Genomic DNA, 19,265 nt, shown 5'->3' with positions numbered 1-19,265 from the left:
GGTCAGCCCTGGCGGAACCGCCACGTTTTGCTGTCGAAGGCGATGCAGACGCTCGGCGACATCACGACCACGCGCAGGGTGCCGCCGTCGCGTTCGTCGTAGTCGATGCCCTCGACCTCGAAGTTGCCGCTGCAGCCGCTCTCCAGCGGCAGCTGGCCGAGCGAGGTGACGTGCCCGGTGACGTCGGAGCCGGAGACCGAACCGGAGAGATCGACCTGCAGCAGCGGTTTCGTGGTGCCGAAGAGGCTGCCGTCCGGGTCGTCGGAGGAGCACATGAGCCGGGTCGCGGAGACGAAATCGCAGCCCTGGACGTCGCGTACCTGGTGGTCGAGCCGGATCGCCGAGGCGTACGGCAGGTTCTGGCCGGGATCGGTGGCCGCGACGCCGGGCATCGGGTAGACGAGCAGGCGGTCCATCGTGCCCCATTCGCCGGACACGAGCCAGCGCGCGTCGGGCGACACCGCGGCGAACGAGTTGTTGTTGGCCTCCCACGATTCCAGCGCGTGCTGGTAGTCGGCGCGGGAGCCGTCCGGGGCTTCGACGCGGAAGAGCTTCGCGCCGCGGTCGTCCCGCTGGTAGGGCTCGACGTACCAGCCCTTCGCCGAGCCCGGGTCGCCGATGTGGTTCCAGCCCTTCGAGGCCAGACCCGGGTCGACGGTGCCGATGCCGGTGTAGCGGATGCTGGTGCCGGACGAGCGCTCGACAGTGGCGAGGCCCTGGCTCTCGTCGAGCGGACGGGCCCGGTCCGAGCCGACGGTGGTCCATCCGGTCACCGCGTCCGCGGCGCCCGCCGCGACGGCGCTGAAGGCGGACATCAGGACGACGAGGGAAAGCACGATCCCGGTTGCGCGCATGCGGGGACACTCCTGCGGGGAGGCGACTGGCCGGACTGCAGGTCTACCAGTTCCTCCCCGGGTGCACAGCCACCGAGTGAAGGATTTTCACCTTTGTTCCCGCGCACCGGGACGCGCGGGAAGCGCGCTCAGTCGTCGCCGCCGGGACGGAGGCCCTCGTAGATCTTCTTGCACTTGGGGCAGACCGGGGACCCCGGCTTGGGCGACTTCGTGACCGGGAAGACCTCGCCGCAGAGCGCCACGACGTGCGTGCCCATGACCGCGCTCTCGGCGATCTTGTTCTTGCGCACGTAGTGGAACATCTTCGGCGAGTCGTCGTCGGTCGACTCGGTGCTGTCGGTCTCCGGCTTGGTCAGCGTTTCGGTGCTCACCCCACCATCATGCCTCAGCGCCGCGCCCGCGGTAATGCCCGGCTAGGCTCGCCTGACCTGCCAAGGGACCCCTCAGGAGCCCGGATGCCGCACGAGTCCGCACCCCGCTGGCACAGCTGCCTCACCCGCCTCGGCGGCGACCACCGCGTCGGCCACGACGCCTGGGCCGACCTCGAAACGCGCTACACCGAACCGCACCGCCGCTACCACGACCTCGCCCACGCCACCGCCGTCGCGCACGACGCGGAGCGGCTAGCGGCCGACCTGCCCTTCCACGAACGCGCTGTCGTCGTACTCGCCGCGTGGGCGCACGACGTGGTCTACGACGCCGTACCCGGCGAAGACGAGCAGCGCAGCGCGGAGTGGCTTCGCCGCTGGCTCACGCGCGCAGGGATTGCCGACGCACACACCGAGCGAGCCGAAGCCCTCGTCCTCGCCACCGCCGCCCACGAAGCCCCCGAAGACGACTTAGCCGCAGCAGCCCTCCTCGACGCCGACCTAGCCATCCTCGGCGCACCGCCCGCTGTGTACGCCGCGTACGTGGACAACGTGCGCCAGGAGTACGCGCGCTATCCCGACGATGCCTGGGCGACCGGCCGCGCCGCGGTACTGGAAAGCCTCCTCGCGCGACCTGCGCTGTACCTCACCGAAAGCGCGCGCTCACGCTGGGAAGCCGCCGCGCGGCGAAATCTGCAGGCAGAGCTGACCCGATGCCGCAGCGTGCGCGGCGATCACAGATGATGTCCGTTCGTGACCACCCAGACCACTCCCCTGTTCGTCCACGAGGAAGTCGCCTCGGCGTTGCGTGACGGTCACCCCGTCGTCGCGCTCGAGAGCACGATCCTTTCGCACGGCCTCCCGTACGGACGGAACCTCGACGTCGGCCGCCGCATCGAGCAAACCGTACGAGACGGCGGCGCCGTCCCGGCCACCATCGCCGTACTGGACGGACGGCCGGTCATCGGCCTGTCCCCCGCCGAACTGGAGCGCGTCTGCGCCCCCGACGCCGGCCTGGACAAGCTGTCCCTGCGCGACCTCGGCCCCGCAGTCGGCCTCGGCCGCTCCGGCGCCACGACCGTCGCCGGCACCTCGGCGCTCGCCGCGGCAGCCGGGATCGGCGTCTTCGCCACCGGCGGCCTCGGCGGCGTGCACCTGGGCGCGGCACAGAGCTGGGACGTCTCGGCCGACCTCGGCGTCCTCGCCAAGGTGCCGACCGTGGTCGTGTGCTCCGGCGTGAAGTCCGTCCTGGACATCCCCGCCACCCTTGAAGTCCTGGAAACGAACTCGGTGCCCGTCCTCGGCTACCGCACCGACGACTTCCCCGCGTTCTACCTCCGCTCGTCCGGCCACCCCGTCGGCTGGCGCGTGGACGACCCGAAACAGGCCGCCGCGGTCATCTCCGCGCACCGCCGGTACGCGAATTCGGGCGTACTGTTGACAAACCCGATCCCGGAAGAGTCCGAAATGGACCGTGCACTGCACGACCGCCTGCTGCGCGAAGGCCTGGCAAAACTGGCCGACGGCGACGTACACGGCGCGGACGTGACCCCCGTGCTGCTCGAACACTTCCACACCGCCAGCGAAGGCGTCAGCATCGACGCGAACGAGGCTTTGGTGCTGTCCAACGCCAAACTCGCGACCGAGGTAGCGGTGGCCCTGTCGTGACCGGAATCGTAGTAGTCGGCGACGCGGGCCTAGACGTCGTCGCGCGACACGACCAGCCCCTCCCCCACGGCGGCGACGCCCGAGCAGCAATCCGCTTCACCGGCGGCGGCGCCGGAGCGAACACCGCCCTGTGGCTGCGCTCCCTGGGAGCAGAAACCACCCTGATCGCCCGAATCGGCGACGACTCGGGCGGCCGCCTGATCCGAGCCGAGTTGGAAGCCGCAGGAGTCCGCTGCGCCTTCGCGACCGATCCGGAAGCCCCGACCTGCTGCGTAGTAGTCCTGGTAGACGGCGAAGGCCAACGCAGCATGCTCGCCGACCGAGGCGCGAACAAACGCTTCGCCCCCGAAGACGTCACCTCCGAGGCACTGGCAGGCTCCACCCACCTGCACCTGTCCGGCTATGTCCTGCTGGACCCGTCCTCCCGCCCCGCAGGCCTAGCCGCACTGGCCGCCGCGAAGAAAGCCGGGCTGACGACCTCCGTGGACCCCCAAGCAGCCGCCCACATCCACGACCCGTCAGCCTTCCTGGACGACGTACGCGGCACCGACCTGCTCATGCCGAACACCGAAGAACTAGTCGCCCTGACCGGCTCCGCAGACCCGTCCTCGGCCACCGAACTGCTGAACACCGTAGGCGCAGTAGTAGTAACCGCAGGCCTGGACGGCGCGAGCTGGATCGACGCAACCGGCGTCTCCTCAGTCCCAGCAGTAGAAACAACCTGCGTGGACTCCACCGGCGCAGGCGACGCCTTCGACGCAGGCGTCCTCACCACCTGGCTAGCCGGAAAGTCCACAGTGGACGTACTACGCACAGGCACCCAACTAGGCGCACTGGCAGTAAGCCGAATCGGCCCGCAACCCTAAAACAAAGGTCCGTGAGGGGCCCCCTGACAGCCCCAGATTCCGTCAGGGCCCCCCTCACGGCCCTAAAACCGCACCGACGCACCCAACGAGCGAGGCACCCAGCCCCTCCCCCGCACCCCGATACGAAGCCCATCTGCGGTCTGGGGGTGCTTGTCAAGGCATCTTTCCCGCCTTGACAAGCACCCCCAGACCGTCAGCACAATCAAGCTTCGGGGTGCCCCACGCAACCCTCAAAAGCAATGTCGCCGCCAGGCGACGAGCCGATCACCCGTCAATCACCCGATGCTTCCGCCCCTCAATCTGCCGAGCATCCCGCGCATACCGATTGACCTTCTCCGACTTCTTAGGCGGCCGGTCATTAGCGATCAACACCGCGATCCAAGGCAACGGCACGGAAATCACCAAAAACAAAATAGCCAGCCACCACGTGTGATAAGTCAGCCCGGCCAAAATAAGACAGGGAATCCGGCACACCATCATGATGACGTACTTCCGCTTCCGCGACGCCAGCTGATCGTCCAGCGACGGCTCGGCCTCGGTGATCAACACAGGTTCGGGGCGGGGATCGGCTCCGTGGGGTGCGTTCACAGCACCACCTCCGTGTTCCATCGTCTCACTCACCGGCCTTCCGCGACACCCGGGCGGGCAAACCGGGACAACGCGGCGACGACCAGCGTCTCGACCCCGGTCCGCAGCGTCGGGTGCAGCACCGGCGCGAACTTGGACGAGTGATTCGAGGGCACGTCGGTCTCGAACCGTCCCTCGGTCATCGCCGTGATGACCTGCTGCGCGTCGAACCCTCCGACCAGCCAGAACACCGACGGCACCCCGGCCGCCCGGCCGAACTCGCTGAAGTCCTCACTGCCGGTGACCAGGGGCGCGGGCATCGTCGCCTCCGCACCGAAGTGCCCGCGAAACACCTCGGTCAACTCGTCCGACGCGGCAGTGTCGTTCGCCGTGACCGGATAGGACGCGACGACCTCCACCGTCGGCGGCTGAGGCGCCCCCGCGGCCGCGGCTTCACCGTTCACGATCCGCTCGATCGCCTTGCGCAGCCGCACCAACACGGCGTCGTCGAAGGCCCGAGTGTTGACTTCGAGCACGGCATGGTCAGCGATCACGTTCGCCGCGGTCCCGACATGCATCGAGCCGACAGTCACCACCGCAGGCTCAGTCGCCGCGATCTCGCGCGACACGATCGTCTGCAGCTTGAGCACCACGGACGCCGCCAGCACCGCCGGGTCGACCGTGGTTTCCGGCCGCGACCCGTGCCCGCCGCGACCGTGCAGGGTGATCCGCAAAGTATCGGTCGCCGCCATGATCACGCCCGGGCGAGTCAGCACCCACCCGGCCGGACCAGGCACGATGTGCTGCCCGAAGACCACGTCGGGACGGCCGACCCGGTCGAAGAGACCGTCGCGGACCATCCCGGCGGCACCGTCCCCGGCCTCTTCCCCGGGCTGGAACAGCGCGAGCAGCGTGCCGGACCACTCGTCCCGCGAAGCCGCGAGAAGATGCGCGGCACCGGAGAGCCACGTCGCGTGCATGTCGTGCCCACAGGCGTGCATCAGCGGCACTTCGCGGCCCTCGGAGTCGACGCCGCGCACAGTGCTCGCGTACGAGAGCCCCGTCTGCTCCTCGACCGGCAACGCGTCGATGTCCGCACGAAGCAGCACAGTCGGTCCTTCGCCGTTGCGCAGGACGCCGACTACACCGGTGCGACCGATGCCGGTGTGCACCTCGAAGCCGTCTTCAGTCAGCCGTCGGGCCAGCTCGGCTGCCGTGCGGGTTTCAGTGAACGCCAGCTCGGGATGACGGTGCAGATCGACGTACAGCGCTTCAAGCTCCGGCAGTGCCGCTTCAAGCGGAGCCAGGACACGCTCGGTGGTCTCGGTGGTCACGATGCTCATCGTGGCAGGCTTACCCACCGTGAGCACGAACACGCCTCTTCCTGACCTTTCCGACGACGTCTGCGCGCGGCTGCGCGAAGCGTTCCGACGCACCGGCTACGACGCTGACGGCGTCGTCGACGCGCTCGGCGGCGCAGCGCACACGGCGCTCGGCCGCGGCGAGCCCGAACCCGCCCGCCGCGCGAGCCTCGACGCCGGCGATCTCGGCGTCTTCATCCGGCTGTTCCTGCTCGGTCTCGCCGAGCCGGAGAAGGCCGTCTCGTCGGCGTTCGCCCCGCTCAGCGCGGACGACGCGGTGGCCGCGGGCATCCTGCGGACGGTCGGGGACGAGTTCCGCGCCGCGCTCGACATCCGCCCGCACGGCGACGATGACGGTTCGTGGTGGGTCGTCTCCGACCTCGACGCCGACATGCTCGGCCACGTCGTGCCCGAGGACCACGTGCTCGGTGTCGGGCACGCGTCGCTGAGCCTGATCCGCGCGACCAGCCGCCGCCCGGTCGGCACCCTGCTCGACCTGGGCACCGGCAACGGCGTCCAGGCGCTGCACGCGACCCGGCACGCGCAGCGGGTCACCGCGACCGACGTGTCGGCCCGCGCGCTCGCGCTGGCCGCGGGCACCTTCCGGCTGAACGAGCTGGACGTCGAGCTGCTGCGCGGCGAATGGTTCGCACCCGTCGCGCGCCGCCGCTTCGACCAGATCGTGTGCAATCCGCCATTCGTGGTCGGTCCGCCGCGCGTCGACTACACGTACCGCGACTCCGGCTTGGCCGGCGACGACGCGAGCGCGCTGGTCGTCCGTCAGCTGCCGAGCTTCCTCAACGACGGCGGCACGGGTCAGCTCCTCGCGTCGTGGCTGCACCGTCGCGACGAAGACTGGGGCGACCGCGTCGCACGCTGGCTGCCGCCTGAGACGGACGCCTGGTTCGTACAGCGCGACGTCGCCGACCCCGGGCTGTACGTCGGCACGTGGCTTCGTGACGAAGGCATCGACCCGCGCTCGCCCGAAGGCCGCGCGAAAGCCGCCGCGTGGCTCGACTGGTTCACCGAAAACGACGTACAGGGCATCGGATTCGGCTTCGTGACGCTGCGGCGCGCGAACGGTCAGACGCCGACTGTTGTCTGCGAAGACCTGCGACAGGCTTACGACGACCCGCTGGGCCCCGAAGCAGCGAACTGGCTCGACCGCGTCGAGTGGCTGCGTACGCACGGCGACAATGTGTTGGACGTAGCGTTTCGGGTACCCGAGACAGTGCTGCTCGAACGCGTCGACTCTCCCGGAGATGAGGGCTGGGAAACAACCGTGCGGCGGTTGCATCGCACCGACGGACCCGGTTGGCAGCACGAGGTCGACGAACTCACCACGCGCCTTCTCGCGGGTTGCCGCGGCGCGTTGCCGCTGTCGGATCTGCTGGACCTGCTATCCGCCGCGCAGGGCCTCGATTCGGCCGAACTGACCGCCGCCGCTTTGCCCATCGTCCGCGAACTTGTGCGGCACGGCATGCTCGTGCCGGGTTCGCCGCGGTGAGGGCGGTGGCGGCGCGGGTCACCCGCGCGAGCGTGACCGTCGCGGGGGAGATTGCCGGAGAGATCAAGGAACCCGGGCTGCTCGTGCTGCTGGGCGTGCACCGCGACGACGATCCCGGGAAAGCCGAAACGATGGCCCGCAAACTGCACGAGCTCCGGTTGCTGCGCGACGAGGAATCGTGCGCGACGACCGGCGCGCCGCTGCTCGTGGTGTCGCAGTTCACGCTCTACGGCGACACCCGCAAGGGCCGCCGCCCGTCGTGGACCGCCGCCGCCCGGCCGGAAATCGCCGAACCCCTGGTGGACGCCGTGGTCGCGGAACTGCGCGGCCGCGGCGCGACCGTCTCGACCGGACGGTTCGGCGCGGAGATGGCGGTGGAAAGCGTGAACGACGGCCCGTTCACCGTTCTCGTTGAGGTCTAGACCACATTGGAGAAGGCCGCGTAACATCGAAGGCACGGAGCGCGATTCGAGCGCATTCCCCGGAGCGCAGCGGTTCTCAGCAAAACCTCAGTTTTGGTGGAGCAACCGCGAGGCGGGTACGCCCGTCCTCATTTCAGCGAGCCGGGAACGTTTCACCTACCCGGAGCGTTGAGACCAGTGTCCAGCCAAGCCGGCTGGGCCCGCGGACACGGGATTCCACAGGCCCCGTCCCGCAGGCGCCGGCGAGACACGTTCAGCCCGTGACCGGGGAGGCAGAATGTCAGTCCAGACTCTCGAACGCGAAGCGCGCGGGATTCGCGAGCGCGGGATTCCAGCACAGCAGACCGAGGAGCGGGTGAGCGTGGGGGCGCTCACCGACGCCGACCTCGACGCCCAGAGCCCCGCCGCCGACCTGGTGCGCGTGTACCTGAACGGCATCGGCAAGACCGCGCTGCTCACCGCGGCCGACGAGGTCGAGCTGGCGAAGCGGATCGAAGCCGGGGTCTTCGCCCAGCACATGCTCGACACCGCCGAGGGCCTCACGCCGCAGCGCCGCAAGGAACTGCGCGCGCTGGTCCGCGACGGCCACGTCGCGAAGAACCACCTGCTGGAGGCCAACCTCCGACTCGTGGTGTCGCTCGCGAAGCGCTACACCGGACGGGGCATGCCGCTGCTCGACCTGATCCAGGAGGGGAACCTGGGCCTGATCCGCGCGGTGGAGAAGTTCGACTACTCCAAGGGGTTCAAGTTCTCCACGTACGCCACGTGGTGGATCCGCCAGGCCATCACCCGAGGCATGGCGGACCAGGGCCGCACCATCCGGCTGCCGGTCCACCTGGTCGAACAGGTGAACAAGCTGGCCCGGATCCGCCGCGACCTGCACCAGCAGCTGGGCCGCGACGCGACGCACGAGGAACTGAGCGCCGAATCGGGCATTCCGGTGCACAAGATCTCGGACCTGCTCGACCAGTCGCGCGACCCGGTGAGCCTCGACATGCCGGTGGGCACCGAAGAGGACGCCCCGCTGGGCGACTTCATCGAGGACTCGGAGGCGACCGACGCCGAGAGCGCCGTGATCTCCGGCCTGCTGCAAGACGACCTCCGCCGGGTCCTGGCCACGCTGGACGACCGCGAACAGCACGTCATCCGCCTGCGCTACGGCCTCGACGACGGACAGCCGCGCACGCTCGACCAGATCGGCAAGCACTTCGGCCTGTCGCGCGAACGCGTGCGGCAGATCGAACGCGAGGTCATGGCGAAGCTGCGCCAGGGCGAGCGCGCCGACCGGCTGCGGGCGTACGCCAGCTGAGTTTTCTTCCCTCCCCGGACCCGGGCCGGGTTTCGGGCTCGGGTTCCGGGTTCCGGGGAGGGCGGAGAAGCCGGTCAGCGAGCATTCGGGCTGGCGCGGCGGACTGACCGGGCGCGGGGTCCGGTGAGCCCGGCCGCGGCAAGCACGCGGACAGGCACGGTCAGGGTTTTCCGTGGGGATCGGGTGGGGCCCGGTCAGGCGGGACGGGGACTCTTCGACCACAGATTGTTTCGATGGGCAGCGGTTCGTGCCGCTGGTTGCGCAAGACCCTCGGTTCGGCTTTCGGACCGGGGGTTTTGTCGTGCCCAGCCCCGATTTCCCCCGCCTGCCGCCCTGACCGCTGCCCCGCCGAGGGCAACGTCGAATTGCCGACAAATCGCCTCATCAACACCACCAGCCCCACCAGCCACTTGAGCCTCACCAGCCACTTAAGCCCCTTCTGAGCGCACCCTCCACCTTCCGTGCCCCGTTTCCTCCCCTTGACCCGATTCGTCCTGACACCCACCGCAACCCCGTCACCACTCCGCGCACCCGATCGTGGAATTCGCGTCTCGTTCGCGTTTGGCGGTTCTGGGCAGTGGGTAGCAAGCGTTCGCGACCCCCGCTGTGCGGCGTCCGGTCAACGCGCCGGCGGGGGTCCCGTTGGTCACGCGGGGCGGGTGTGTGCGCATCCGGTCCGCTTTCCCCGGGAGGTCGGGTCCGTCGGGGTGGGCCCGGCCTCCCGACCATGCCTGCCCGAAACCCGCCGGAAGCACCGCTGGCGTGCGCTATCCCACAGCGTCCCCGCGCCCGTGCGACCGGGCGGAACCCGCTGAGTACCGTGAGCCAATCCCGATCAGGGCAAAGGAGCCTCGCTGTGCCGCCCACCACGTTCCAGCACACCGAAGTCCTGCCGCTCGGCAAGGACACCACCACCGAATACCGGCTGGTCACCGCCGACGGCGTCGAGACCGTCGAAGCCGCCGGGCGGAAGTTTCTGAAGGTCGATCCGGAAGCGCTGACGACGCTCGCGCGCACGGCGATCACCGACATCCAGCACCTGTTGCGTACATCACACTTGCAGCAGCTGCGCGCGATCGTCGACGACCCCGAAGCCAGCGGCAACGACCGTTTCGTCGCGATGGACCTGCTCCGCAACGCGGCCATCTCGGCAGGCGGCGTGCTGCCGATGTGCCAGGACACCGGCACCGCGATCGTCATCGGCAAGCGCACCGAGGGCGTGCTCTCCGGCGGCGACGACGAGCGCGCGCTGTCTCAGGGCATTTTCGACGCCTACCAGCAGCTGAACCTGCGCTACTCGCAGATGGCCCCGATCAACTTCTGGGAAGAGCGCAACACCGGCACGAACCTCCCGGCGCAGATCGAGCTGTATCACAAAGACACCGACGCGACGGACCCGTCGTACGAGTTCCTGTTCATGGCCAAGGGCGGCGGCAGCGCCAACAAAACGTTCCTGTACCAGGAAACGAAGGCGGTCCTGAACCCGAAGCGGCTCGCCCGGTTCCTGGACGAGAAGCTGCGCAGCCTGGGCACCGCCGCGTGCCCGCCGTACCACCTGGCGATCGTCGTCGGCGGCATGTCGGCCGAGTTCAACCTCAAGGTCGCGAAGCTGGCTTCCGCGCGCTACCTGGACAACCTTCCCGCCGAGGGTTCCGAGCTGGGCCACGCGTTCCGCGACCGCGACCTCGAGCAGCAGGTGCTGGAGATGACGCGCCAGTTCGGCATCGGCGCCCAGTTCGGCGGGAAGTACTTCTGCCACGACGTCCGCGTGATCCGCCTGCCCCGGCACGGCGCGAGCTGCCCGGTCGGCGTCGCGGTGTCCTGCTCGGCCGACCGCCAGGCGAAGGCGAAGATCACGAGCGAGGGCGTGTTCATCGAACAGCTCGAGCGCGATCCGGCCCGCTTCCTGCCGGACGTCACCGAGGAAGACCTGTCCGACGAGGTCGTGTCGGTCGATCTGAACCAGCCGATGGACCAGATCCGCGCCCAGCTGGCGCAACTGCCGGTGAAGACGCGCCTGTCGCTGACCGGCCCGCTGGTCGTGGCGCGCGACATCGCCCACGCGAAGATCGCCGAGCGCCTCGACGCCGGCGAGGAGATGCCGCAGTACCTCCGCGACCACCCGGTCTACTACGCGGGCCCGGCGAAGACCCCCGACGGCTACGCGTCCGGCTCGTTCGGCCCGACGACCGCGGGCCGGATGGACTCGTACGTCGCCCAGTTCCAGGCCGCGGGCGGTTCGCTCGTCATGCTGGCGAAGGGCAACCGCTCGAAGCAGGTCACCGCGGCCTGCAAGGAACACGGCGGCTTCTACCTCGGCTCGATCGGCGGCCCGGCCGCCCGGCTGGCGAAGGACTGCATCAAGAAGGTCGACGTGCTCGAGTACGCCGAACTCGGCATGGAAGCGGTCTGGAAAATCGAGGTCGAAGAGTTCCCCGCGTTCATCGTCATCGACGACAAGGGCAACGACTTCTTCTCCGAAACCAGCGAACCGGTCCTGCAGATCAGCTTCCGCTGATTCCGGCCGACGCCGAGGTCATCCGGGAAACATCCCGCCCAGCCGGGCGAGAGTCTTCTCGATGGCCTCGGCGTTGCGCTGGGGAAACCCGAGCAACCGGATAGCAAGCGGCGACCGAGCAGTCGACCAGTCGAAGGTCTCGGTGACCTCGGTGCGCCCGTCCTCGGTCGGCTCGAGCAGCCAACGCCACCGATGCCCGGAGAAGTGCCGCCAAGCAATCAGCCGATTCTCCTCGAACTCGACCACGGTGTTCTGAATCCGGTACGGCGCGCCCATCCGCATCTCCATGCCGAACCGCGCCCCCAAGGACAACCGCGCCGGCGCCGACCCCTGACTGGCCCGCACCGTGCCCGACCCGTCGATGAGCGGATGCTGCGCCGGATCGACGAGCAACGCGAAAATCCGTTCCGGCGCCGCAGCAACGACAGCACTGCGCGAAACCTGGCGAGTTCCCATCGCCCAAGCCTAGGGCCGCCCGCCCCCCGCTGCCATCGACACACCCGCAAGTCCACTGTGGACTCCCCGCCAGGAAGTCCGTGAGGGGAACCCTCATTGACTCTGATTCCCCATGCCAGGAACTCAAGGCGGCGCTGCAGGTGCGTTCGAGCCGTGTCCGCCCAGGTCGAAGGTCTCGCCTGGTCTGGGACGCGGGACGTGCGGGCCGTGAGGGGAACCCTGAGGGAATCTGATTCCCTCAGGGTGGCCCTCACGGACCGTGCCACCCCGCCCTGCCCGCTGCCTGCCGCCCGCGATGCGCCCCAATGCGGCATTGGGTGCGTCAGATGCACCGAACGCCACATTGGGTGCATCACATGCATCCAATGCCACATTGGGGCGCTAAACCGCCACCCGCGAATCCCACCGCGACCAATCGCCCAAGCCGCGTACCGCCCGGCCCAACCGCAGCCAACGCACCCAACGAATCAAGGCAGCCACACCCCCGCAACCCCGATACACAGCCAAAAACACGGCGCGGAGGTGCTTGTCAAGGCATCTTTCCCGCCTTGACAAGCACCTCCGCGCCGTAGTCACAATCAGGCTGAGGGGTGGTGGCCCCACTCAGAGCGCGATGTCGCCGCCAGGCGACGAGCCGAACGACCCCCCGACGAAGCCGTCCGACCCGTCACCCCAACGACCTCACCGAGGCGGAGACTGCTTCAACACCACAGTCCTCTCCCCCAACGGCGCCCCGAGCGGCACCGAAATCACCGGATGCCGCAAATCCATCGTGCACATCTGCCCGGTCTGCGCCTTGGTCTCGCTCAAATCCACCACCACCCGCTGCGCGGACTGCTCGACAGCGGACCCAAGCGCATGCCCGCACCCGCCTTCCTCAGCCCGCACCACGAGCACCTTCCCCCCGCTGTCCGAATAAACCTCCTTGGGAAACGTCTTGGGCAGCGCAGCCCCGTCCACCTGCTTGTCCGGAACCCGCACCGCCCCCGCGGGCGGGTTGAACTGGGGCTTGCCCGGCGACGACGGCGGCGCCGAAGCACTGCCGCTCGGCGGCGCAGTCTCGGTCCCGGACGCTGGTGCGTTCGCCATGCTCGTCGGGCTGCCGCACGCGGCTGCCATCGTGAGCACCAGTGCCGCGCCCGCCAGTCGTGTCGTTCCGATCAGCTTCGTCGAGTACCTCATGATCCCTGGACGGACCGACCGCCCCGCCGGGTTGCACCCGATCTTCACGGACCGGGCTTCAATACCAGTTCCCGCCCGCCCAGCGGCGCGGCGAGCCGCACCGGCAGCGAAATCTCCCGGATGTGCATGGGACACATCTGCCCGTGCGGCGCCTTGGTGAGCGTCACCAGCACGACGACCTGAGTCGCCGTCTGCTCCCCCGCCTTCGCGCTGAGCTTGTCGCATCCGCCTTCCTCCGCCTGGATCACCACGACCGAGCCGCCCTCGGCGAGCGTGACGTCGTGCGGGTAGCCGGCTGGAAGGGCCGAGGCATTGATCTGCCCGGCCGCGGGCGCGGTGTCCCCCGGCGGCACGCCCTGTGTCGGACGGCTCTTCGGCGGCGCTGAAACCGGCGGCGGAGACACCGACGGCGAAGATGGCGGAGGCGAGGACACCGGCGCCGAACTGGACGGCGGCCCCGAGGAAACCGGCGCAGCCACGGTTCCGTTGCCCCCGCACGCCGCGACCGTCAGCAGCAGCGCGCTCGCTCCCACGATTTTCCCTGTAGTCCGCATGCAACGCGGACGGAATCGCGCCCCGGAAGGTTGCATCCGGGCGGGAAACTATTTCACCGGGCCGAAGCCTTCCCCCGCACCAGCCCCAGCAGCACCACCCCGGCCAGTGTCACCACCAGCAACAGCACCGTGCTCGCGGACGCGAGAAACACCTGTCCCCGGTCAGTGAGGGAGAAGATGGTCGCCGGGAGCGTCCGCCAGTCGGGCGGGTACAGCATCATCGTCGCGCCCAATTCGCCCATCGACATCGCCAGCGCCAAACCGGCCGAAGCCGACATCGCGGGCAGCAGCACCGGCAACCGCACGCGCACCAGCACCCGCAACGGACGCGCGCCGAGACTCGCCGCGGCCTGCGCGAGCAGCGGGTCAACGCGTTGCAGCGCGGCCGAAACCGTGCTGTACGCGAAGGGCAGCAGGATCATCAAGTGTCCGGCGAGGACGATCCAGCGCGTGCCGTTGAACGCCACCGGCGGACGGCTGAACGCCACCAGCAACGCGAGCCCCAGCACCACCGACGGCACCGCGATCGGGAGGTGGAACAGCGAATCCGCCATCCGGCGCAGGCGCGGCGGCGCGTGGTCGACGGCCAGCGCGGCCCAGGTGCCGAGCACCACCGAGACCAGCGACGTGATCACCCCGGTCTGCACGCTCACCGACAAGCTCGCGAACGTCTCACCGGACAGCGCGTCCGCGTAATGCGCTCCGGTGAGCCCGCTGGGCAGCACGCCCGTCCAGCTCCCGGCGAACGACGCCAGCACGATCATCACCAGCGGCGCGGCCACCACCCCGAGGAAAACCACGCCGAACACCAGCCACACCAGCAACCGGCTACGCCGCGTCCACAGCAGCACGACGGCCCCCTCCCCTGACGACGCGCCGGTAAACCGTGTAGAGCACCAGCGACAGCACCACGTTCACCACCGCGACCACGGATGCGGCCGGGAAGTCGAACGTGACGATTCCCTTGCCGTACACCAGCATCGGCAACGTCGAGACGCCCTTGGCGCCGAGGAACAGCACGATGCCGAACTCGTTCATCGTCAACAGCAGCACCAGGCACGCACCGGACGCGAGCGACGGCAACGCTTCCGGCAGCACCACGCGCCACAGCACCCGGCCCGGCCGCGCGCCGAGGCTCGCCGCCACGTCCAGTTGGGCCGACGGAACTTGGCTGAACGCAGCAAGAGCGGGCCGCATCACGAACGGCGTGTAGAAGGTGATCTCGGCGAGCAGCACGCCCCACGGCGAGTACAGAAACCCGGCGGTGCCGAAGACTCCCGCGCCGCCGTAAAGGAAGGTGAAGGCCAGCGCGATCAGGAACGACGGGAACGCCAGCACCGTGTCCACGAGGCGGGCGAGCAGCGTCGCCCCGGGAAACGGGACGAACGCTACAACCAGCGCGAGAAATCCGCCGAGCAGCACGCAACCGACGGTGGAACCCAAGGCCAGCAACACCGTCTGCCACACCGCGCGGCCGAATTCCGGCGACGACAGCACTTGCGTCCACACCGAAAGCCCGAAACTGCCGTCCTGTGCGGTGAACGACTGCAGGACCACCAGCACCAGCGGATAACCGAAAAACCCGGCGACCACGATCGCGGGCGGGAGCAGCCAGCCGATCCGGTACCGGCGGGGCCGTGTGCTGCGGCGAGCCGGGGCGACCGCGGCGGTGCCGAGGGCGAGGCCAGTCATCCGCCCACCCCCACCAGCGGGCAACCGTCCGGAATGGACACTCCGACCCGGTCGCCGACCGCGGGCAGCACCGGACTGTCCGGCACCTCGGCGCGAATGTCGCACACCTCGTCGGTAAGCCGCAGGTCGAGCCGGTATCCGGAGCCGCGCCACTGCACGCCGCGCACCAGCGCCGGGAAGGTGCCCGGTCCGAGTTCGCCGACCGAAATCCGGTGCGGTCGCACGCCGAGCGCCACCGGCCGCTCCGGTTGAAGCGTGCCGGACGGTTCGGCGGACAGCTCGCGCCCGGCCAGCCGGACCGTCGCGACGGTCCCGTCCGCGCGCACCAGTTCGACCGGGATCAGGTTCGCCGCGCCGAGGAAGCTCGCGGTGAACTCGGTCGCCGGACGGCGGTAAAGCTGTTCGCACGGACCGAGTTCGACCAGCCGGGAGTCGCGCAGCACCGCGATCCGGTCGGCGAGCGCGAGCGCTTCGCTTTGGTCATGAGTGACGTAGATCAGCGTCGTGTCCGGCAATTCGGCCCGCAGCCGCAGCAGTTCCGCGACCATGTCCTCGCGCAGCGCGGCGTCCAATGCGGACAGTGGCTCGTCGAGCAACAGCACGTTGGGCCGGATCGCGAGCGCCCGCGCCAGCGCGACCCGCTGCTGCTGCCCGCCGGACAGCTCGCGGGGATACCGGCGCGCGTACTCGCTCATCCCCACCAGTTCCAGCACGTCGCCGACGCGCTTCACCACGTCCGCCCGGCGCATCTTCCGCGCCTTCAGTCCAAACGCGACATTGTCGGCGACCCGCTGGTGCGGGAACAGCGCGTAGCTCTGCACCACCACGCCGAGACCGCGCCGATGCGGCGGCAGATCGGTGACGTCCTGGCCGTCGAGCAGCACCCGCCCGGCGCTCGGCCGGAGGAACCCGGCGAGCGCCTTGAGCGCGGTCGACTTTCCGGAGCCGGACGGTCCCAGCAGCGCGAGGGTTTCGCCGCGCGCTACCGAGAGATCCAGCGGGGCAAGCGCTTGCGTCGCTCCGAAGTGGACGGATACGCCGCGGAACTCTACTGCCGGAGTCACTGTCCGGTGGCCTTCCGGTACGCGGCGAGATCGGCGTCGAGGCGGCCGAGGACGTTGTTCCAGTCCGGGGTCCAAATGTCCACTCCGGACATCGCGGCGGTGATCTTCTCCGCCTTCGGGCCCTGCGGCTTGACGTCGGAGCGGGCCGGGATGCCGTACGCGTCGCTGGCCTTCGCCTGGGTTTCCGGGGAAAACAGGAAGTCGAGCAGCTTGCGCGCGTTGTCCGCGTGCGGCGCGTTGTTGACCAGACCGGCGAAGTACGGCAGAGCGAAGGTGGACCGCTTGCCCTGCGCGTCAGCCGGGAAGAACACCGAGAACCCGCCGCTCTTGTCGATCTCGGCGAGGTTCATCTGCAGGTCTCCGTTGGCTACCAGGATCTCGCCCTTCGCGACCTTCGGCTGCAGCTTGCCGGTGGACGACGACGGCCCGACATTGTTCGCCTGCAGGCGGCCGAGGTAGTCAAGCGCGCCCTGCTCGCCGAACACGTGCTGGGCCTGCAGCAGCACCGCGGTGCCGTCGCCCGCTTCGCCCGGCGTCGAGTACTGGAGCTTGCCCTTGTACTTCGGGTCGAGAAGGTCGTTCCAGGTCTTCGGGGCGGGGTTCGCCTGCTTCGGGTTGTAGATGAAGCTGAGGTAGTTGTTCATCATCGCGTAGTAGCGGCCCTGCGGGTCCTTCTGCGCGGCTGGAACCTGGTCGACGCCCTTCGGCGCGGACGCCGCGAGCAGACCTTCCTTTGCCGCCTGCTGGACGAACGGCGGGAGCGTCACGAGGATGTCGGCCTGGGTGTTGGCCTTTTCCTTGCCCACGCGCGAAACGACCTCGGCGGAACCGGCGGTAACGGCCTGGACGGTGATCCCGGTCTGCTGCTTGAACTCGGCGAACCGGGCGTTGTACCAGTCCTCGAGCCCGTCCGCAGTGTACACGGTGACGGTCTGGTCGCCGGACGCGCCGCCCGCCGTGCCGCCGCACGCGGACAGCAGGCCGGCCAGGGCCGCGACGAGAGCGACGACGGTCGCTTTCCGGATTCTCATGACTGGGTGGCTCCTTCGAGTACGGCGGGGAGGGCGGAGACGGAGTCGAGAACGTGGGTCGCGCCTGCTGCTTCCAGATCGGCGCGGTTGCTGGCACCGGTGAGCACTCCGGCGGCGATTCCGGCGCCGGCGGCGAGACCGGTGCGGACATCGGTGGGGGTGTCGCCGACCACCGCGATGTTGCGGACGTCGGTGACCTGCAGTTTCAGCGCGACGGCGAGGATCAGGTCGGGATACGGCCGGCCGCGCACGCCGTCGCCGGGAGCGAGCACGAGGTCGGCGAGGTCGTGCCAGCCGAGCGCGTCCAGCAGCGCGCGCTGCGTCGTGGGCGCGAATCCGGTGGTCAACGCGACCCGGACGCCCTGGTCGCGCAGGCTGCGGATGGTTTCCTCGGCACCGGGGATCGGCTTGCACTCCCCGGCCGCGACCAGCCGTCCGTACGAGCCCTCGAATTCGGCGTTCGCGCGCTGGGCGAGGTCTTCGTCGCCGAGCAGCGCGCGGAACACGGTGATCTTCGACTGGCCCATGGTTTCCCGGACGTAGTCGAGCATTCCGGCGTATCGCTCGTCCTCTTCGGACACTCCGGCGGCGGCGATCGCCGCGGTGAAGGCGCGTTCGACCAGTCCGTCGTCCGCGACGGTGGTTCCGGCCATGTCGAGCACGACGAGTTCGGTGGTCACCAGTCCAGCTCCTTTGCGGTGTCTTCGGCGATTGCGGGCGAGCAGGTCATTCCCCGGCCGCCAGGACCGGTGACGAGAAAAGCGTTGCCGGACAACCGTTCCCGGTGCACCACCGCGGCCGAGTCGGTTGCCTGCGCGTAGACGCCTGCCCAACGGCGGCGGATTCGCGGCAGCGGACGGCCGAGCAGGGCGCCCGCTACTTCGGCGAGGTGTTCGTACGGGTCTTCGGTGACGTCGAAGGAGAACGGCTGCGCGTACTCGTGCGTGTCGCCGATGGTGAGCGAGCCGTCGCGGCGCTGCACCATGAGCAGCTGCATCGCGTTCTGCGCGGCGATTTCGCCCTGCGGCTGGCCTTCGTTCATCGCGTCGAGCGCGGCGCCGCGGTAGGCCGGGTAGTACCGGAAGCTGTCGCCGTCCGCGACGCTGGTGGGCAACGGCTCGTCGAGCGGTTGGGTCTGCGCCATCTGCAACCGGACCCGCCGCACCGGGATTTCTCCCGCGATCTCGCGGACCAGCCCGCCGAGCCACGCGCCGGTGCAGAACACCACGACGTCGCCTTCGTGGCGCTCGCCGTGATCGTCCACGACGCCGTTTTCCGTCAGGTTCCGCACCTCGCGACCCGGCAGCCACTGGTAACGCCCGCTCGCTTTGAGCGCTTCACGGAGCGCAGGCTGCGCGGTCCGCGGTTCGACCGCCGCGTCGCGCTCGCACCACAGCGCGCCGGTGAAGTTGCCGCGTAAAGCCGGGTTCAGCGCCCGGGTTTCCTTCGCGTCGAGCAGCTTGAAGCCGCGCTCCGCCGCCTCCGGCCCGGCGACGACCTCCTGCGCGACAGCCAGCTCGGCGTCGGTCCGGACGACCGTCAGCGAGCCGTTGGGCCGGAAGCCCAGCGCGGGCACGCGTTCGCCGATCCGCTCCCACAGTTCCCGGGCGCGCACCGCCGTCTCCAGCTCCGGACCGGCGGCCCGCCCGCCGACCCAGACCAGCCCGAAGTTGCGGACGGACGCTCCGCGCGCCTCCGGCTCGCGTTCGAGCTGGAGGACTTCGTGGCCGCGTTCCACGGCCTGCCAGGCGTGCTGGGTGCCGAGCACGCCGCCGCCAACGATGAGGATTCGCACGGCCGCAACAGTCGCCGCCCGCGCTCAACGGAGCCTGTCGGCACGGGGAAC

At 69.4% G+C, this 19,265-nt stretch carries 20 protein-coding genes; 7 read left to right on the top strand and 13 right to left on the bottom strand.

Annotated features, from left to right (window positions below; translation table 11 throughout):
- Window positions 1–2: 2 nt before the first annotated feature.
- Both EIZ45_RS37045 and EIZ45_RS37040 read right to left on the bottom strand, forming a co-directional pair.
- Complete coding sequence (locus tag EIZ45_RS37045) at window positions 3–854, bottom strand: hypothetical protein (RefSeq protein WP_134668169.1); 852 nt, start codon at window positions 852–854, stop codon at window positions 3–5.
- Window positions 855–982: 128 nt separating this feature from the next.
- Window positions 983–1,225, bottom strand: a complete 243-nt coding sequence (locus EIZ45_RS37040; RefSeq protein ID WP_020657970.1) for a DUF3039 domain-containing protein — start codon at window positions 1,223–1,225, stop codon at window positions 983–985.
- A gap of 84 nt (window positions 1,226–1,309) precedes the next feature.
- Here EIZ45_RS37040 and EIZ45_RS37035 point away from each other — a divergent pair, with 84 nt between their 5' ends.
- Genes EIZ45_RS37035 through EIZ45_RS37025 form a run of 3 tightly spaced genes read left to right on the top strand, consistent with a single transcriptional unit; the run spans window position 1,310 to window position 3,756 of the window.
- A complete protein-coding gene (locus EIZ45_RS37035; protein ID WP_134668170.1) occupies window positions 1,310–1,966 on the top strand; it encodes a hypothetical protein in 657 nt (218 codons plus the stop codon).
- Window positions 1,967–1,975: 9 nt separating this feature from the next.
- Window positions 1,976–2,890 (top strand): pseudouridine-5'-phosphate glycosidase, encoded by a 915-nt coding sequence (locus EIZ45_RS37030; RefSeq protein ID WP_037819193.1) that lies wholly within the window; start codon window positions 1,976–1,978, stop codon window positions 2,888–2,890.
- Complete coding sequence (locus EIZ45_RS37025; RefSeq protein WP_134668171.1) at window positions 2,887–3,756, top strand: carbohydrate kinase family protein; 870 nt, start codon at window positions 2,887–2,889, stop codon at window positions 3,754–3,756. The genes EIZ45_RS37030 and EIZ45_RS37025 overlap by 4 nt, the downstream gene beginning before the upstream one ends.
- A 264-nt stretch (window positions 3,757–4,020) precedes the next feature.
- Here the strand turns inward: EIZ45_RS37025 and EIZ45_RS37020 are convergent, their stop codons facing one another.
- On the bottom strand, window positions 4,021–4,365 hold the full coding sequence (locus EIZ45_RS37020; protein ID WP_134668229.1) for a DUF3099 domain-containing protein: 345 nt from the start codon (window positions 4,363–4,365) through the stop codon (window positions 4,021–4,023).
- A gap of 8 nt (window positions 4,366–4,373) precedes the next feature.
- Window positions 4,374–5,666 carry an amidohydrolase gene (locus EIZ45_RS37015; protein ID WP_134668172.1) on the bottom strand — a complete coding sequence of 431 codons (1,293 nt, stop codon included), beginning with the start codon at window positions 5,664–5,666 and terminating at the stop codon, window positions 4,374–4,376.
- 19 nt (window positions 5,667–5,685) lie between these two features.
- Between EIZ45_RS37015 and EIZ45_RS37010 the strand changes: the two genes are divergently transcribed.
- From EIZ45_RS37010 to EIZ45_RS36995, 4 genes are all read left to right on the top strand, one after another.
- Window positions 5,686–7,191 carry a class I SAM-dependent methyltransferase gene (locus EIZ45_RS37010; RefSeq protein WP_240692045.1) on the top strand — a complete coding sequence of 502 codons (1,506 nt, stop codon included), beginning with the start codon at window positions 5,686–5,688 and terminating at the stop codon, window positions 7,189–7,191.
- A complete protein-coding gene (gene dtd / locus EIZ45_RS37005; RefSeq protein ID WP_037810034.1) occupies window positions 7,188–7,613 on the top strand; it encodes a D-aminoacyl-tRNA deacylase in 426 nt (141 codons plus the stop codon). Before EIZ45_RS37010 ends, dtd begins: the two co-directional genes overlap by 4 nt.
- A 277-nt stretch (window positions 7,614–7,890) precedes the next feature.
- Window positions 7,891–8,922, top strand: a complete 1,032-nt coding sequence (locus EIZ45_RS37000) for a sigma-70 family RNA polymerase sigma factor (RefSeq protein ID WP_037810032.1) — start codon at window positions 7,891–7,893, stop codon at window positions 8,920–8,922.
- 856 nt (window positions 8,923–9,778) lie between these two features.
- Complete coding sequence (locus EIZ45_RS36995; RefSeq protein ID WP_037810030.1) at window positions 9,779–11,440, top strand: fumarate hydratase; 1,662 nt, start codon at window positions 9,779–9,781, stop codon at window positions 11,438–11,440.
- A gap of 18 nt (window positions 11,441–11,458) precedes the next feature.
- Here EIZ45_RS36995 and EIZ45_RS36990 read toward each other — a convergent pair whose 3' ends face one another.
- The 9 genes from EIZ45_RS36990 to EIZ45_RS36950 form a co-directional block, all read right to left on the bottom strand.
- Window positions 11,459–11,896: an SRPBCC family protein gene (locus tag EIZ45_RS36990; RefSeq protein ID WP_043829286.1), complete on the bottom strand. Its 438-nt coding sequence runs from the start codon at window positions 11,894–11,896 to the stop codon at window positions 11,459–11,461.
- A gap of 681 nt (window positions 11,897–12,577) precedes the next feature.
- The gene (locus EIZ45_RS36985; RefSeq protein ID WP_235146630.1) at window positions 12,578–13,078 is read right to left on the bottom strand and encodes a hypothetical protein; all 501 of its coding nucleotides are present in this window, start codon (window positions 13,076–13,078) and stop codon (window positions 12,578–12,580) included.
- A 44-nt stretch (window positions 13,079–13,122) separates the two neighbouring features.
- A complete protein-coding gene (locus EIZ45_RS36980; protein WP_134668173.1) occupies window positions 13,123–13,611 on the bottom strand; it encodes a hypothetical protein in 489 nt (162 codons plus the stop codon).
- Window positions 13,612–13,685: 74 nt separating this feature from the next.
- Window positions 13,686–14,483 carry an ABC transporter permease gene (locus tag EIZ45_RS36975; RefSeq protein WP_134668174.1) on the bottom strand — a complete coding sequence of 266 codons (798 nt, stop codon included), beginning with the start codon at window positions 14,481–14,483 and terminating at the stop codon, window positions 13,686–13,688.
- A complete protein-coding gene (locus tag EIZ45_RS36970) occupies window positions 14,461–15,324 on the bottom strand; it encodes a 2-aminoethylphosphonate ABC transporter permease subunit (RefSeq protein WP_134668175.1) in 864 nt (287 codons plus the stop codon). Before EIZ45_RS36970 ends, EIZ45_RS36975 begins: the two co-directional genes overlap by 23 nt.
- On the bottom strand, window positions 15,321–16,388 hold the full coding sequence (locus tag EIZ45_RS36965) for an ABC transporter ATP-binding protein (RefSeq protein ID WP_134668176.1): 1,068 nt from the start codon (window positions 16,386–16,388) through the stop codon (window positions 15,321–15,323). The genes EIZ45_RS36970 and EIZ45_RS36965 overlap by 4 nt, the downstream gene beginning before the upstream one ends.
- Entirely contained in the window at window positions 16,385–17,419 is a 1,035-nt protein-coding gene (locus EIZ45_RS36960) for a 2-aminoethylphosphonate ABC transporter substrate-binding protein (protein ID WP_134668177.1), read from the bottom strand. Before EIZ45_RS36960 ends, EIZ45_RS36965 begins: the two co-directional genes overlap by 4 nt.
- Complete coding sequence (locus EIZ45_RS36955; protein ID WP_134668231.1) at window positions 17,416–18,102, bottom strand: phosphonatase-like hydrolase; 687 nt, start codon at window positions 18,100–18,102, stop codon at window positions 17,416–17,418. Before EIZ45_RS36955 ends, EIZ45_RS36960 begins: the two co-directional genes overlap by 4 nt.
- Window positions 18,096–19,214: a TIGR03364 family FAD-dependent oxidoreductase gene (locus EIZ45_RS36950; RefSeq protein ID WP_134668178.1), complete on the bottom strand. Its 1,119-nt coding sequence runs from the start codon at window positions 19,212–19,214 to the stop codon at window positions 18,096–18,098. The genes EIZ45_RS36955 and EIZ45_RS36950 overlap by 7 nt, the downstream gene beginning before the upstream one ends.
- Window positions 19,215–19,265: the final 51 nt, after the last annotated feature.

It is taken from the genome of Amycolatopsis sp. CFH S0740 (assembly GCF_004522315.1).
GTDB lineage: Bacteria > Actinomycetota > Actinomycetes > Mycobacteriales > Pseudonocardiaceae > Amycolatopsis > Amycolatopsis nivea.
Note: the sequence above shows the minus strand (reverse complement) of the source record. Positions and strands in the feature narration are given on the sequence as shown.

Excerpts from the sequence above, each read along its gene's own strand:
- EIZ45_RS37000 (WP_037810032.1), top strand. The coding sequence starts at position 7,891 with ATGTCAGTCCAGACTCTCGAACGCGAAGCGCGCGGGATTCGCGAGCGC.
- EIZ45_RS36970 (WP_134668175.1), bottom strand. The coding sequence starts at position 15,324 with ATGACTGGCCTCGCCCTCGGCACCGCCGCGGTCGCCCCGGCTCGCCGC.
- EIZ45_RS36985 (WP_235146630.1), bottom strand. The coding sequence starts at position 13,078 with ATGAGGTACTCGACGAAGCTGATCGGAACGACACGACTGGCGGGCGCG.
- EIZ45_RS37045 (WP_134668169.1), bottom strand. The coding sequence starts at position 854 with ATGCGCGCAACCGGGATCGTGCTTTCCCTCGTCGTCCTGATGTCCGCC.
- EIZ45_RS36990 (WP_043829286.1), bottom strand. The coding sequence starts at position 11,896 with ATGGGAACTCGCCAGGTTTCGCGCAGTGCTGTCGTTGCTGCGGCGCCG.
- EIZ45_RS37035 (WP_134668170.1), top strand. The coding sequence starts at position 1,310 with ATGCCGCACGAGTCCGCACCCCGCTGGCACAGCTGCCTCACCCGCCTC.
- EIZ45_RS37020 (WP_134668229.1), bottom strand. The coding sequence starts at position 4,365 with ATGGAACACGGAGGTGGTGCTGTGAACGCACCCCACGGAGCCGATCCC.
- EIZ45_RS37015 (WP_134668172.1), bottom strand. The coding sequence starts at position 5,666 with ATGAGCATCGTGACCACCGAGACCACCGAGCGTGTCCTGGCTCCGCTT.
- EIZ45_RS36960 (WP_134668177.1), bottom strand. The coding sequence starts at position 17,419 with ATGAGAATCCGGAAAGCGACCGTCGTCGCTCTCGTCGCGGCCCTGGCC.